Annotated in this window: 14 protein-coding genes and 1 pseudogene; 4 read left to right on the plus strand and 11 right to left on the minus strand. The window is 53.3% G+C overall.

What is annotated here, in order from left to right:
* Positions 1-7: 7 nt before the first annotated feature.
* Together dapB and OGY62_RS18810 are read right to left on the minus strand one after the other, a co-directional pair.
* The gene (dapB, locus tag OGY62_RS18805) at positions 8-829 is read right to left on the minus strand and encodes a 4-hydroxy-tetrahydrodipicolinate reductase (RefSeq protein ID WP_049010172.1); all 822 of its coding nucleotides are present in this window, start codon (positions 827-829) and stop codon (positions 8-10) included.
* A gap of 186 nt (positions 830-1,015) precedes the next feature.
* A pseudogene (locus OGY62_RS18810) lies at positions 1,016-1,645 on the minus strand (alanyl-tRNA editing protein).
* Positions 1,646-1,735: 90 nt separating this feature from the next.
* Here OGY62_RS18810 and OGY62_RS18815 point away from each other — a divergent pair.
* Positions 1,736-2,635 (plus strand): LysR family transcriptional regulator, encoded by a 900-nt coding sequence (locus OGY62_RS18815; RefSeq protein WP_012134142.1) that lies wholly within the window; start codon positions 1,736-1,738, stop codon positions 2,633-2,635.
* Here OGY62_RS18815 and rihC read toward each other — a convergent pair.
* The 3 genes from rihC to OGY62_RS18830 all read right to left on the minus strand — a co-directional run bounded on the left by rihC (position 2,632) and on the right by OGY62_RS18830 (position 5,950).
* Entirely contained in the window at positions 2,632-3,546 is a 915-nt protein-coding gene (rihC, locus tag OGY62_RS18820) for a ribonucleoside hydrolase RihC (protein ID WP_012134143.1), read from the minus strand. The two genes, OGY62_RS18815 and rihC, sit on opposite strands and share 4 nt — an antisense overlap.
* 148 nt (positions 3,547-3,694) lie before the next feature.
* Positions 3,695-4,558, minus strand: coding sequence for a fumarylacetoacetate hydrolase family protein (locus tag OGY62_RS18825; protein WP_024130722.1), 864 nt, complete (start codon positions 4,556-4,558; stop codon positions 3,695-3,697).
* Positions 4,559-4,582: 24 nt separating this feature from the next.
* Positions 4,583-5,950: a 2-hydroxycarboxylate transporter family protein gene (locus OGY62_RS18830; protein WP_012134145.1), complete on the minus strand. Its 1,368-nt coding sequence runs from the start codon at positions 5,948-5,950 to the stop codon at positions 4,583-4,585.
* 333 nt (positions 5,951-6,283) lie between these two features.
* Between OGY62_RS18830 and OGY62_RS18835 the strand changes: the two genes are divergently transcribed.
* Complete coding sequence (locus tag OGY62_RS18835; RefSeq protein ID WP_049010162.1) at positions 6,284-7,921, plus strand: ATP-binding protein; 1,638 nt, start codon at positions 6,284-6,286, stop codon at positions 7,919-7,921.
* On the plus strand, positions 7,911-8,603 hold the full coding sequence (locus OGY62_RS18840) for a response regulator (RefSeq protein ID WP_049010161.1): 693 nt from the start codon (positions 7,911-7,913) through the stop codon (positions 8,601-8,603). The genes OGY62_RS18835 and OGY62_RS18840 overlap by 11 nt, the downstream gene beginning before the upstream one ends.
* 47 nt (positions 8,604-8,650) lie before the next feature.
* Here OGY62_RS18840 and ispH read toward each other — a convergent pair whose 3' ends face one another.
* From ispH to OGY62_RS18870, 6 genes are all read right to left on the minus strand, one after another.
* Entirely contained in the window at positions 8,651-9,601 is a 951-nt protein-coding gene (ispH, locus tag OGY62_RS18845; protein ID WP_012134149.1) for a 4-hydroxy-3-methylbut-2-enyl diphosphate reductase, read from the minus strand.
* A 1-nt stretch (position 9,602) separates the two neighbouring features.
* The gene (gene fkpB, locus OGY62_RS18850; protein WP_012134150.1) at positions 9,603-10,052 is read right to left on the minus strand and encodes an FKBP-type peptidyl-prolyl cis-trans isomerase; all 450 of its coding nucleotides are present in this window, start codon (positions 10,050-10,052) and stop codon (positions 9,603-9,605) included.
* A gap of 122 nt (positions 10,053-10,174) precedes the next feature.
* Positions 10,175-10,663, minus strand: coding sequence for a signal peptidase II (lspA, locus tag OGY62_RS18855; RefSeq protein ID WP_047459022.1), 489 nt, complete (start codon positions 10,661-10,663; stop codon positions 10,175-10,177).
* Positions 10,663-13,479, minus strand: a complete 2,817-nt coding sequence (gene ileS, locus OGY62_RS18860; RefSeq protein ID WP_286460400.1) for an isoleucine--tRNA ligase — start codon at positions 13,477-13,479, stop codon at positions 10,663-10,665. The genes lspA and ileS overlap by 1 nt, the downstream gene beginning before the upstream one ends.
* Positions 13,480-13,516: 37 nt before the next feature.
* Positions 13,517-14,455, minus strand: coding sequence for a bifunctional riboflavin kinase/FAD synthetase (ribF, locus tag OGY62_RS18865; RefSeq protein ID WP_115182015.1), 939 nt, complete (start codon positions 14,453-14,455; stop codon positions 13,517-13,519).
* Positions 14,456-14,480: 25 nt separating this feature from the next.
* Positions 14,481-14,681 (minus strand): DUF2575 family protein, encoded by a 201-nt coding sequence (locus OGY62_RS18870; protein WP_049008862.1) that lies wholly within the window; start codon positions 14,679-14,681, stop codon positions 14,481-14,483.
* Positions 14,682-14,783: 102 nt separating this feature from the next.
* On the opposite strand from OGY62_RS18870, the gene rpsT reads away from it, so the two are divergent.
* Positions 14,784-15,047, plus strand: a complete 264-nt coding sequence (rpsT, locus tag OGY62_RS18875; protein WP_001518655.1) for a 30S ribosomal protein S20 — start codon at positions 14,784-14,786, stop codon at positions 15,045-15,047.
* Positions 15,048-15,111 lie beyond the last annotated feature (64 nt).

The raw sequence follows: 15,111 nt of genomic DNA on the forward strand, positions 1-15,111 counted from the left end.
AAACTAGCTATAAATTGTTTAAATCCAGCACATCTCGCATATCAAAAAGACCATTTGGCTTTGATTTTAGCCAGATAGCCGATCTGACCGCGCCATTCGCAAACGTCATACGGCTGGAGGCCTTATGCGTGATTTCAATACGTTCACCGATATCGGCAAACATCGCAGTATGTTCACCCACAATGTCGCCGGCACGAACCGTCGCAAAACCGATGGTGCCCGGCACGCGTTCGCCGGTATAACCTTCACGACTGTATACCGCACACGCTTTCAGATCTTTGTCCAGCGCGTGGGCGATCGCTTCCCCCATCGCCAGCGCGGTGCCTGACGGCGCATCCACTTTATGGCGATGGTGCGCTTCGATAATTTCAATATCGGTATAGTCGCCCATCACTTTCGCCGCTTTCTCAAGTAGCTTCAGCATGACGTTAACACCGACGCTAAAGTTGGCGGCGAACACAATGCCGATATCCTGCGCGGCATCGCGAATGGCCTGCTTGCCTGCGTCATCAAATCCCGTCGTGCCAATGACGATGCCTTTACCGTGCTGACGGCAAAACGCCAGGTGCGCCAGCGTCCCTTCCGGGCGAGTGAAATCGATAAAGATGTCAAAATCATCTTTTACCGCTTCCAGGCTACTTTGCACGGTGACGCCCGTTTTCCCTGCGCCTGCTAATTCACCGGCATCGCTGCCCAGTAATGAAGAACCTTCCCGCTCCAGCGCCGCGCCGAGTTGAACGCCGTCCATCCCCAGGGCGGCCTGAATCAGCTGACGTCCCATGCGTCCCCCGGCTCCCGCGATGGCAACGCGGATTTGTGCATCATGCATAGCTATTCTCTTTTGTTAATTTTGCGTAAATCGTTTTCAGATTAACCAGCGCCACGCCGCGCCGCTAGCCAAAAACGTCGATAATTAGAATTTAATGATAAACAGGGAGAGATATCAGTAAAAGCTATATGCGGGAAAAGCGGGACACCGCAGGCAACTCTGCCTGCGATCAAGAGCAAATGGACGCTATTCAATGGAATAGTTAATGATGAGCTGCCCTTTCTTCATTTTGATCCCACCGATCGTTATACGACCAAGTTGGCCGAGCGAAGTGACATGTGTTCCTCCACAGAAGTACATCGGAAGTTCACCAAACCCCACTTTACGTCGCTCACCGTCAAACTCAATTCGACGGGCATAATCCTTCGCCTGCCACTGCTCAATACACGCCAGCAGATTTTCAGCATCAGGAAGACGAGCATGTTCACCTGCTGAAAAGGTAATGCGCCCCTCACCCGGCCAGTGGTGCGCTTTCACTGGCGACCAACCCCATGTTTCTCCCGCACACCCGATAAGATGGCCTGCTGAATGCAGACGAGAGTTGAGCAAACGTGTCTATACATCGACTTTTAGCTGCACCACTCCCGCTGCAACGGGTTGCGGCAGAATATGTATAATTTGATTATCACGTAACATGATTCCGCAAACTGGAATATCCGCAATCCAGCCTTTGTCTGCGGGTTGTCCACCTCCCTGAGGGTGGAATAATGTTTTATCGAGCGTAACGGCATACAGGCCATCCATTTGTGGAGAGCACCCCGTCACACATGCCATGCCTTCTGTATCATCGGTGTTGTAATAAAGACGTTCTGTCATATGTCCTCCTGTCGTGAAGGGCAGTATATTATTTATCCCGGAGCAGATAATCCGCCTGCCCGGCAATGAATCTTTGCCTGAGAAACACAAATGAATTTGACACTCCTTCCCGATCTGGCCACTTTTGTGTTGATTGTTGATCACGGTAGCTTTTCTGCCGCAGCGCGCGCAGCAGGTGTGACCCCATCAGCCATGAGCCGCAGCGTTTCACGCCTTGAACGCGAAACGGGCAGCCAGTTGTTGCATCGTTCAACACGTAAGCTGGCATTAAGTGAAACAGGAAAGATGGTGTATGAACATGCAAAAATGATGCTGGAAGCAGCGCGACAGGCCATTGATTCCGGGGGAAGCGTACAACACGTTCCTCAGGGAAAGATTACGCTCAGCGTACCCAAAGCCGTCGGACGCTTCGTTATTCATCCACTGATCCCGCAATTTCTTGAACGTTTTCCCCTGGTTGATGTTTGCCTGAGGCTCGAAGACCGCTATATGGATCTCATTGATGATGGTGTCGATCTGGCGCTGCAAATCACCAATACCCCCTCGCCCGGGTTGCATGGCAAGCCGTTAATGCCAATCACCCACATCCTCTGCGCCACGCCAGAGTATCTGCAAAAGCAGGGGACACCGACGCACCCGGAAGATTTACGTCAGCACAGTTGCATTAGCCTCGGAGAGACGCCAACGGACTCACGCTGGAAATTTCGTAAACAAGGCAAGACAGAAGTCGTTCAAACAACGGGGCGCTATGCGGCTAATCATACGGGTGTAAGACTGGACGCAGTAAAGCGCCATCTGGGAATTGGCAGTCTCCCTGCATTCACGGCCAGAGAAGCGTTACAAGACGGCGAAATCATGCAGGTGTTGCCGGAGTGGACGTTTATCAGCAACTACTCCGGCGAGCTATGGCTTTTGTGGGCTGGAAACAAGCATATGCCGCTCAAAATACGGGCCATGATTGATTACCTTAGCCAACAACTAAAATCCTAGGGCGCCAGCGCCAGCACGTCGGCGACCCACTGCTGGAAGCCAGCCACATCTATCTCCAGCGCCACCTGTACGTTAGGGCTTTTACCCAGTCGGCCTTCAATATCAACAACCGTTGTGCCTGCGGTGTATTCCCCCTGCGTCTCTACCGCGACAAAACAGGGTTTAACGGTGAACAGATCCGGGCGAACCAGCCAGGCGATAGCGCAGAGATCGTGCATACGCAACCCGGTGTTCATGCTACCGCTGCGGTAATGGCTAAACAATGCATGCAGCATTTTTCCCGTCCGGTTAAGTTCGGGCAGTTTTGCCAGATAATCCGGCGCCAGCAGGGCCTGGTTGGTCACGTCCAGCCCGCACATCACAATCTCTATCCCACTCTGGAAAACGCGGGAAGCGGCTTCCGGGTCGACGGCAATATTGAATTCGGCGTTCGGCGTAAAGTTCCCCCGCCCCGCAGAGCCGCCCATGATCACCAGACGACGAATGTTAAAAGCGCATTCCGGGTAGTGAGTCAGCAGCAGCGCAATATTGGTCAACGGGCCGATCGCGACCAGCGTGACGGGTTCCGGGGCACTCATCAGGGCATCCCGAATGGCGATAAAGGCCGGTTTTGCCAATGGCTGGCAATCATGGGCGACAAAGTCATAGCCTTCCATGCCCGACTCGCCGTGGACGTAAGCAGCATCGCGCAACGGGCGCAGCAGCGGCGTGGCGGCCCCCTGCGCCAGCGGGATATCCACATTCCAGAAATGCAGCAGTTGCAGCGCGTTGCGGGTGGTTTTCTCTACGGAGACATTCCCCGCGACGGTGGTCATCAATTGCAGATCAAGCTGTGGGGCAAACAGGGCGGCGGCGATGGCGGCGGCATCGTCGATACCCGGATCGGTATCCAGAATAATGGGCAGGCGCATGTTTCCTCCATAAAAAGATGACAAGCTCCAGGGTTGGCATCCGATTATTGGCAAACCTTTTGCCGGTTGGCAAGCGACCGACCGACAAAAGGAGACGAAACAAAATTTGTCATTAATCCCATACGCCAAAACGTGTTGGCTCATCGTATTAATGCGCCGCCGCAAAGGCCTGTAGCGGGGCTTCCATAATGACATTACTCAGATGGCCAATGTGCTCAATCTCCACTTCAATACGATCGCCTTCCTGCATGAATAACGGCGGATTCCTCTTTTTCCCTACGCCGCCCGGCGAGCCCGTAATGATGACGTCCCCGGAATTAAGACGGGTGAAAGTGCTTATATACTCAATTAATTCAGCAACTTTATGGATCATACTGCTGGTGTTATCTTCCTGTACCATGCGGCCGTTGAGCCAGGTGCGGATCGCCAGCTGATGCGGGTCGGGAATTTCATCGGCAGTGACCATCCACGGGCCAAAAGCGCCGGTCTGCCGCCAGTTTTTCCCCGCAGTAAACCAGCTGTGTTGCCAGTCGCGTGCGGAGCCATCCATATAGCAGCTGTATCCGGCGACATGGTCAAGCGCATGGTCGCGGGAGATATTCTCGCCACCGTTACCGATGATCACCGCCAGCTCCCCCTCGTAATCAAACTCATGCGAATGGCGAGGCTTGAGTACCGGCATGTTGTGCCCGGTTTGCGAATCCGCAAAACGAACAAACAGCGTCGGCGCGGGGTCATGCTGATCGAACTCCTGGCGCTTTTCGGCGTAGTTCATGCCGACACAGAGTATTTTTTCCGGTCGCTCTATCACCGGTAAAAAGGTGATTGCATCCATTTTTAGATCGACCGGCGCCTGCGCGAAGCGCCGCGCCTGCTCCAGACCATCCCCCTGCAATAGCGCCTTCAGGTCCCGATACTGGTCGCCGATGCGGTTCCCCAAATCAATAACGCCTCCGGCAGTAACGATGCCATAGCTGCGAGTGCCCTGATAAAGAAAGCTTGCGAGTTTCATAATTATCAATCCTGCATACTTCAATTAAATAAGAAAGTTACCCAGCACCAGCAGCGAAATGGAAACATTTATCGCCCCACCGATACGCGTCGCAATTTGTGCGAATGGCATCAGGCTCATGCGGTTGCCTGCGGTTAAAATCGCTACGTCGCCCGTACCGCCTTGCCCACTCTGGCAGCAGGAGACAATGGCGACATCAATAGGATGCATACCGATTTTTTTACCAACGAAGAATCCTGTCGCGACCAGCGCAGCAACGGTACTGATAATGACCAGAAGATTGGTCAGGGTGAAGGCGTTCACCAGCTCTTCCCACGGCGTAATGGCGACACCAACCGCGAACAGAATGGGGTAAGTCACCGAAGTCTGGAAGAATTTGTACACCACTTGCGAGCCTTCAAGAACGCGGGGCGATACGCCGTTAACTAACTTGACCAGCACTGCCACAAACAACATGCCAACCGGTGCGGGCAAGCCAATCAGCTTGTGCCCTAACATCCCCAGCATATAGAGCAGTATCGCCAGCAGCGCGCCTGCGGCAATCGTGGTCACATCCGTTTTGCCAGAGACGCCTTCCGCCAGTGACGGCGATTGTTCATCGGCATTCGCACGGTTTGGCATCAATTGACCTTCGCCGGTCAGATGCGGGAAGCGCTTGCCCAGTTGGTTCAGGCAGCCGGAGATGATAATGGCGGTCAGACTGCCCAGCATTACCATCGGTAAGATACGACCGAGCGCCACCCCTTGATCCATGTGTAACAGGGTCGCATAACCGATTGAAAGCGGAATGGCGCCTTCGCCAACGCCGCCGGCCATGATGGGTAAAATAATAAAGAAGAAAATCTGAAAGGGTTCGAGGCCAAGCGCCAGGCCAACGCCCATACCAACAACCATGCCGACGATTTCACCGCATAACATTGGGAAGAAAATACGCAGAAAACCCTGAATCAGCACGGTGCGATTCATACTCATAATACTGCCGACGATAATGCAGCAGATATAGAGATACAGGATGTTGGTAGATTTATAGAATTTGGTCGTCGACTCCACCACCACATCCGGCAGCAGGCCATAGTAAACTAACGCGGAAGGAATAAAGGTCGCGCAAATTGCGGCGGCCCCCAGTTTGCCGACGATGGGCAAACGCTTCCCAAACTCTCCGCAGGCAAAGCCAAAAAAAGCCAGCGTGGCGACCATCACGACAATATCGCTCGGCAGCTTCCCGCCCAGGCAATCAATCGCGATTAATGCGCCGGCCAACAAAAACATCGGTAATGGAATAATACCGATTTTCCATGTATCCATAATGTGCCACCAGCGCTCTTTAAGTGACAAGCGCTGAATGTTTAACGGTTCATGAGTAACAGAGAAAGAATCATCAGTCGTGCTCATTATTAAGCCCTCGGTTATTTTTCAGGGTTAGTTTATGGGCTTCAATATTTACTTTGTGTGAGTGCTGACGAATTCAAAAAGAAGTTTTAATGGTCTCTATAGTTTTAATGGTTTCTATTATTTTATGTGATTTATCTCTTATTTAACGCTGTGGTTTTTATGGTTTCTTTTCAGTGCGTATTTAAAGCAACGTTTGGTAACATCGTTGCGCCTGCGCGCTGCCTACCGCAATATATTCTGCTGTGCAAAAGATCACAGGTTTCTGGCAAAATCGCTTCATTCAGGCCAAAAGATGATACAGTGACGTATCCCTGATGACGATGCCTGAACATTATGAAAGTTTCATTTCAGATCAAACTGTTTATATCGCTGATTGCTTTTTTCTCCATATTATTTGCCTTACTGGGTGGATACTATTATATGCACGTAGAAAAGCAGCTTTATCAGGAGATGGGAGCCAGGGCGAAAATACAGGCGGAAGAAATTGCGCTTATTCCGAATTTGCGAAAAGAAGTCGTGGAAAGAGATACCACGGCGATTCATCAATTTATGCAAAAAATAGCCGCGCATAGCGACGCCAGTTTTATTGTTATCGGAGATAAAGAAGGCATCCATCTGTTTCATTCGGTTTATGCCGACAGAGTAGGAAAAAAGCTGGTTGGCGACGATAACACTGAAGTGCTTCACGGAAAGAGCACCACGACAATTCGCCGTGGCGGCCTGGGCATCTCCCTGCGCAGTAAAGCGCCCATTGTTGACGATCAGGGCGAGGTTATTGGTATCGTCTCCGTTGGATACCTCACCAGTTACCTCAACACCATTACGGTGAATAAAGCCGTCAGTATCCTGGTTGCCGCCATCCTGCTGCTGATATCCCTTTTTGTCTTTTCCTGGTTCTTCACCCGCAGTATTAAAAAACAGATTTTTTCACTGGAGCCGCGAGAGATAGGCCTGCTGGTTCGTCAGCAAAAAGCGATGATGGAATCGATTTATGAAGGGGTAATCGCCATTGATAATAATTTGCACATTGAGGTGATCAATCAGGCTGCCCGCGAGCTGCTGGGTTTAGGCCAGCCTGCGCAGGCGATACGCGGTCAACACATTACCGAAGTGATTACGCCATCCCCCTTCTTCCTTAAAGAAGTGATGCTGAAGAATGACACTCATGATGAAATCTGCCGTTTCAATGAATTGACGGTTATCGCCAGCCGGGTGCGCATCATGCTGGAGAACTCGCTTCAGGGATGGGTGATAACCTTCCGCGATCGCAATGAAATAGACAGTTTGAGCGCTCAGCTAAGCCAGGTAAAACGTTACGTAGATAATTTGCGCATCATGCGCCACGAGCAGCTCAATTGCATGACGACCCTTTCTGGTTTACTGCATATGGGTCGTTACAATGAAGCCATTGATTATATTCAGGCTCAGTCAGAACATGCCCAGGAGCTGCTGGACTTTATCTCATCGCGCTTCAGTTCACCGACGTTGTGCGGCCTGCTGTTAGGTAAAGCGGCAAGAGCGGGTGAAAAAGGGGTGGAACTGAATTTCGATCCCAGTTGCCGGATGGATGGGCCTTTTCCGCCACTTGCAGAATCAGAACTGATTTCGATCCTGGGCAATTTACTCGATAACGCGATCGAAGCAACGCAGCGATCGCCATTACCGCATGCGCCAGTGGACGTGCTGATCAGACTCAACGAGCATGAGCTGATTATCGAAGTGGCCGATCAGGGAGTCGGTATCAAACCGGAGATTCGCGAGCATATTTTCGAACGTGGCGTCACCACGAAAACCCGGGGCGATCATGGCATTGGATTGTATCTGATTGAAAGTTATGTCACTCAGGCGGGAGGGGTGATAGAAGTCGCTGATAATTCGCCGCGCGGCGCCATATTTACGTTGTTTATTCCCGCTACGGGAATTTCCCGCAGTCCCGTACAGGAACTGGAAGGTACCGATTATGCAACCTGAACTTATCGATGTCCTGATCGTTGAGGACGAGAACGAACTGGCGCAGCTGCACGCTGAACTGATCGACAAACATCCGAGACTCCGACTGGCAGGCATTGCCTCCACGCTTGCCGATGCCCGGCAAAAACTCAACCAGCTGCGGCCTCAGCTACTGCTACTGGACAACTATCTACCGGATGGTAAGGGTATTACGCTCATCAGCGATCCGTTAGTCATGAACACGAATTGCTCAGTGATCTTTATTACTGCCGCCAGTGATATGGATACCTGTAGCCTGGCGATTCGCAACGGCGCGTTTGACTATATCCTGAAGCCAATCTCGTGGAAACGGCTCAGCCAGTCGCTGGAACGTTTTGTCCAGTTTGCCGAGCAGCAACGGGTATGGAAAATTGTCGATCAGCAAAACGTCGATTCACTCTACCTGTTACAGGCGAAGAATTACCGTCAGGAGAATGGCAGTAAGGGGATTGAAGAAATCACGCTGGCGCTGGTGCAGAAGCTTTTTACAGAAAACAGCACGCGCAGCTTCTCCGTTGACGATGTGGTTGCCGGAACGGGGTTAAGTAAAACCACGGCACGCCGCTATGTTGAACACGGTGTCGAGACGGGGTTTCTTCGCGTCGAGATGCTGTATGGCAAGCCAGGACATCCGCGCAGGATGTATCGCCTGAGCGAAACGTAATGGCATAAAAGATGCCGGTCGGATAGCAGACCGGCGTCAAAGCGTAATTACTCTACTTCACGAACATCCACACGCAGTTCTTTCGGCACTTCGAAAACAATGTTCTCTTCGCGGCCTTCCAGCGGAATGGCTTCGCCGCCGCCAAGCTCTTGCAGGCGAGCGATCACATTCTGCACCAGAATATCCGGTGCGGAAGCGCCAGCGGTCACGCCAACGCACTTCGCCTCTTTCACCCAGGCTTCCTGGATGTCGGTGGCATCGTCGATCAGAAACGCCGCTTTCCCCATACGCTGCGCCAGTTCAGCCAGACGGTTGGAGTTGGAGGAGTTTTTCGAACCGACCACCAGCACAACATCGGCCTGTTCCGCCAGCGCGCGCACCGCTTCCTGGCGGTTCGTCGTGGCGTAGCAAATGTCATCTTTACGCGGCCCGACAATTTTCGGGAAGCGTTGACGCAGCGCGTCAATCACATCAGACGTGTCATCGACGGAGAGCGTCGTCTGGGTCATAAAGGAGAGTTTGCCTTCGTTTTTGACATCAAGCGACAGAACGTCGTCCGGCGACTCGACCAGATACATGCCCCCTTCCGGGTTGCTGTACTGCCCCATCGTCCCTTCCACTTCCGGGTGCCCGGCATGGCCGATCAGGATTGACTCTTCGCCGCGACGACTGGCGCGCGCCACTTCCATATGCACTTTTGTTACCAGCGGACAGGTGGCGTCAAAAACGGTGAGATCGCGGCTTTTCGCCTCGTTACGTACCGCCTGGGAAACACCGTGTGCGGAGAAAATCAGGATCGCGCCGTCCGGCACTTCACTGATCTGCTCGATGAAAATCGCCCCGCGCTCACGCAGGCTATCCACCACGTAGCGGTTGTGCACCACTTCGTGACGGACATAAATTGGCGCGCCGTAAATAGCCAGCGCGTTTTCTACAATGCTGATAGCGCGGTCTACACCTGCGCAAAAGCCGCGCGGGTTGGCCAACAGGATCTGCATTTTACGCCTCCAGTGCCGGATCGATTTCCAGCACTTCAATATCAAAATGAACGGTATGCCCGGCCAGCGGATGGTTGAAATCGACGGTAATCGAGTCACCATTAATTTCGCGGATCACGCCAGGCATCTCACTGCCGTCCATTGCGGTAAAGAGCATAATTGCCCCCACTTCAGGCTCGCCCGCGTCCATAAACTCGCGGCGAGAGAAGTATTGAACCAGGTCCGGGCTCGGTACGCCAAACGCGGCATCCGGCTCCAGAGAAAACGTGGTTTTGTCGCCGTCTTTCAGTCCCAGAAGATGCTGCTCCAGCCCTTCAGACAGGGAGCCGTCACCCAGGCGGAATAGCGCTGGCTTACCATTGTTACGCGTTGACTCAGCGGTAGAGCCATCGTCAAGCTTTAAGGTGAAGTGCACCAGCACCGCACTGTTACTCTGTACTGATTTAGACATGCAGGTTTGCTCACTTGTTTTGGGTCACCTGTTTGCCCGGTGGCGCTACGCTTACCGGGCCTACAAGAATCGCGCTATTTTGTAGGCCGGATAAGGCGCTTACGCCGCCATCCGGCATTTTATTACGCCTGCTTTTTCGGCAGGAAACCCTCCAGCACAATCAACGCCGCACCGATACAAATCGCGCTATCGGCCAGGTTAAAGGTGGCGAAATGCCAGTCGCCAACATAGAAGTCGATCATATCGACAACAAAGCCATGCCACAGGCGGTCGAACAGGTTGCCCAGCGCACCGCCAATGATTAACGCATAGGCGATGTTATTCAGCTTTTGCGTCGCCTTCGAGCGATACATCATCACCATCAGGATAACGCAAATACCGATGGCGATACCGGCAAAGAACCAGCGCTGCCAGCCGCCGCTGTCGGCTAAGAAGCTAAACGCCGCACCATAGTTACGCGCGTAGTGCAGATTAAGCGACGGGAACAGAGACACCGTATCCCCCAGAGCAAAGTTCTGGAGGATCAGGTACTTGCTGCCTAAATCGATAATCAGCACGACTACCACCAGCCACAGCCAGCGCAGTCCTGTTGAACAAAGAGGCTTACTCATCAGGCAAACTTACGTTTTTCGCCATCACCGGCGATGTTGCTGACACAGCGGCCGCAGATCTCTGCATGTTCCGCTACCTTGCCGACATCCGTGGTGTAGTGCCAGCAGCGTGGGCACTTCTCACCTTCGGCTTTACTCAACGCGACTTTCAGCCCTTTGAGCAGTTCGCTCTGCTGCGCATCAGCAGAAGCCTCCGCATAGTCAGCGACTTTCGCGCCAGAGGTCAACAGGACAAATCGTAATTCATCGCCCAGTGCAGTCAGCTTCGCCGCCAGTTCCGGTTCAGCGAACAGGGTGACTGCCGCTTCGAGAGAACCACCGACTTTCTTGTCCGCACGCGCCTGCTCGATAACCTTGTTCACTTCGCCACGCACTTTCAGCAGCTCGTCCCAGTAAGCGTCATTCATCGCTTCGGTTTCGCCTAAGCCAAACAGCCCTTCGTACCACTCACCGGTGAAGACATATTTTTCACGCTCGCCTGGCAGATAACCCCAGATTTCATCTGCGGTGAAGGACATGATCGGCGCCATCCAGCGCACCAGCGCTTCTGCGATATGGTACAGCGCGCTCTGGCAACTACGACGCGCCACGCTGTCGGCTTTCGCGGTGTACTGGCGGTCTTTGATGATGTCGAGGTAGAACGAGCCCATCTCAACGGAGCAGAAGCGCATCAGACGCTGTACCACTTCGTGGAAATCATAGGCTTCGTAGGCTTTCAGGATATCGTCCTGCGCCGCTTTCGCGCAGCCCACCGCCCAGCGATCCAGCACCACCATCTCTTCCGGTTTCACCATATCTTTTACCGGATCAAACCCGTTCAGGTTCGCCAGCAGGAAGCGCGCGGTGTTACGGATACGACGATAGCTGTCGGCAGCGCGTTTCAGGATCTCGTCGGAAACGGCCATTTCGCCGGTGTAGTCGGTAGACGCCACCCACAGACGCAGGATATCCGCGCCCAGTTTGTTCATCACATCCTGCGGAGAAACGGTGTTACCGATGGATTTGGACATTTTACGGCCCTGACCATCCACGGTGAAGCCGTGGGTCAGTACCTGACGGTACGGCGCTTTGCCCTTCATCGCAGTGGAGATCATCAGGGAGGACATGAACCAGCCGCGATGCTGGTCGGAACCTTCCAGATACATATCCGCCGCATGACCGGCAAACTCAGGACGCACATCGACCACAGAAGCGTGTGTCGAACCGGAGTCAAACCAGACGTCCAGCGTATCCGGCACTTTTACGTACTGGTCAGCGTCGTCGCCGAGGATCTCTTTCGGATCGAGATCCCACCATGCCTGAATGCCGTCCACTTCAACGCGCTTCGCCACTTCTTCCATCAGTTCGATGGCGCGCGGGTGCAGCTCTTCGGTGTCTTTATGTACGAACAGAGACATCGGCACGCCCCAGGTACGCTGACGGGAAATACACCAGTCAGGACGGTTCGCAACCATTGATTCAATACGTGCCTGACCCCAGTCCGGGATCCACTGTACGCCTTTGATCTCTTTCAGCGACTGCTCGCGCAGGCCTTTCTGATCCATGCTGACGAACCACTGCGGCGTCGCACGGAAGATGATCGGCGTTTTGTGACGCCAGCAGCACGGATAGCTATGTTGCAGCTTCTCAACGTGCAGCAGCGCGCCTTTTTCACGCAGCAGCGCAACGACGATGTCGTTCGCTTTGAAAACGTTCACGCCATCGAGCGTCGGATACGTGCCTGGCAGGTAAGCGCCGTCCGGTCCGACCGGGTTAGCGGTTTCCAGACCGTATTTTTGACCGATGACATAGTCGTCCGGGCCATGACCAGGCGCGGTATGCACCGCCCCCGTACCGGCATCCAGCGTGACGTGATCGCCGAGGATCGCCGGAACGTCGAAGTCCATAAACGGATGGGTAAAGCGCAACAGCTCCAGCTCCGCACCTTTTACGGTGCCGAGGACGGTATAGTCAGCCGCGCCAAGGCGCTGCATCACGCTTTCCACCAGGTCTTTCGCCAGAATCAGCGCCTGGCCGTCAATTTGTACCAGCGCGTAATCAAAATCCGGCGCCAGAGAGATCGCGCGGTTCGCAGGCAGCGTCCACGGGGTGGTGGTCCAGATAACCAGCGAGATCGGGCCGTTGACGCTGGAAACGCCAAACTTCGCTTTCACCGCATCCTGGTCAGCGGCGTGGAACGCCACGTCGATAGACGGAGACGTTTTGTCATAATATTCAACTTCCGCTTCCGCCAGCGCGGAACGGCAGTCCACGCACCAGTGCACCGGCTTCGCGCCTTTATGCAGATGGCCGTTGCCGATGATTTTACCCAGCGCGCGAATGATGTTGGCTTCAGTTTTGAAGTCCATCGTCAAATACGGATGCGACCAGTCGCCCAGCACGCCCAGACGGATGAAGTCTTTACGCTGACCGTCAACCTGGGTGGCGGCGTATTCGCGACACTTCGCACGGAATTCCGCAGCCGTGAATTTTTCGCCCGGCTTACCGTATTCCTGCTCGACTTTCAGCTCGATCGGCAGACCGTGGCAGTCCCAGCCCGGAACGTAAGGCGAGTCAAATCCCGCGAGTCCTTTGGACTTCACGATAATGTCTTTCAGAATCTTGTTAACCGAGTGACCAATATGAATGCTGCCATTCGCATAAGGAGGGCCATCATGCAGAATGAAGGTTTTTTTGCCTTTTTTGGCCGCACGAATGATGCCGTACAGGTCATCATCGGTCCAACGCGCCAGCATTCCCGGTTCACGCTTGGCGAGATCGCCGCGCATCGGGAACCCTGTTTCCGGCAAATTCAGGGTTGATTTATAGTCACTCATCAGATTCTCGGTTCCGTATTTAAAACTCGTATAGGCATTAAGCCGGTTTTGATAGCCCAAAAAAATCGCGGGCAGTTAACTCATCACGCGCAATCTGCGCTTTTAGTTCATCCAGCGATGCGAATCGCTGTTCGTTGCGTATTTTTTTACGCAGTATTACATCTATATGGCGACCATAGAGGTCCATTACAACGTCCAGCAGATGCACTTCTAACTGTTGGCGTACGCCTGCCACTGTCGGACGCGTGCCGATATTGGCAACGCCAGGCATGGGTTTATCACCCAGCCCCATCACTTCCACCGCATAAACCCCTTTTACCGGGGAGACCTGACGACGCAGCGGTAAATTCGCCGTCGGGAAACCAATGGTGCGCCCTAACTCATCGCCGTGGACGACACGCCCGGAAATGGTAAACGGATGCCCCAGCAAACTTTCAGCCAGCGGCAGGTTGTCCTCCGCCAGCGCCTGACGCACGGCCGTACTGCTGATTCGTACGCCACCTGCGCAAAAGGTCTGCGTGTTGGTGATGTCAAAACCGTACTCCGCTCCGGCTTTCTGTAATAACAAGAAATCGCCTTCGCGACCAGCGCCAAAACGGAAATCATCACCGACAGCGAGGAACCGCACGCCGAGACGCTTCACCAGCAGATCGCTGATAAAGTTTTGTGCGGTCAGGGCGGCAAAGCGGCGATCGAAGCGTACGCACAGCACGTAGTCCACGCCGCATTCCGCCAGGTAACGCAGTTTTTCCCGCAGGCGGGTCAGGCGCGCAGGGGCCTTTTCCGTAGCGAAGAGTTCCAGCGGCTGCGGTTCGAAAATCATTACCATCACTGGTAAACCCCGCTTGCGCCCTTCTTCCCGCAAGCCCTGCAGCAATGCACGATGGCCACGATGCACACCGTCGAAATTACCAATAGTCAGCACACACCCATGCGGGGCCTGACTGAGATTATGTATGCCGCGTATCAGCTTCATGTCTGGCTCAAAACAGTGAAAATCGTCAGAGTATACCTTGTACAGCGGTCAAGGTTAACCGACGATTGCCCCTGTGAAACATAAAGAAGATTGTTTTCATTGTTATGGGGCAAATCAGAACAAGAAACTGCCCATTCAATGTAATTTTTATCGTGGAAAAGCTGTATTCACGACCCGCAAGCTGGTAGAATCCTGCGCCATCACTACGTAACGAGTGCCGCCATATTAACGGCGCTTATTTGCACAAATCCATTGACAAAAGAAGGCTAAAAGGGCATATTCCTCGGCCTTTGAATTGTCCATATAGAACACATTTGGGAGTTGGACCTTGGCTAATATCAAATCAGCTAAGAAGCGCGCCGTTCAGTCTGAAAAGGCTCGTAAGCACAACGCAAGCCGTCGCTCTATGATGCGTACTTTCATCAAGAAAGTATACGCAGCTATCGAAGCTGGCGACAAAGCTGCTGCACTGAAAGCATTTAACGAAATGCAACCGATCGTGGACCGTCAGGCTGCTAAAGGTCTGATCCACAAAAACAAAGCTGCACGTCATAAAGCAAACCTGACTGCACAGATCAACAAACTGGCTTAATCGCCCGCTTGTTATCAGCTTTGTAAAAAAGCCCGCGCAAGCGGGTTTTTTTATGTCTGCCGGA

Source organism: Citrobacter sp. CK198, assembly GCF_030333295.1.
Classification (GTDB): domain Bacteria; phylum Pseudomonadota; class Gammaproteobacteria; order Enterobacterales; family Enterobacteriaceae; genus Citrobacter_B; species Citrobacter_B koseri.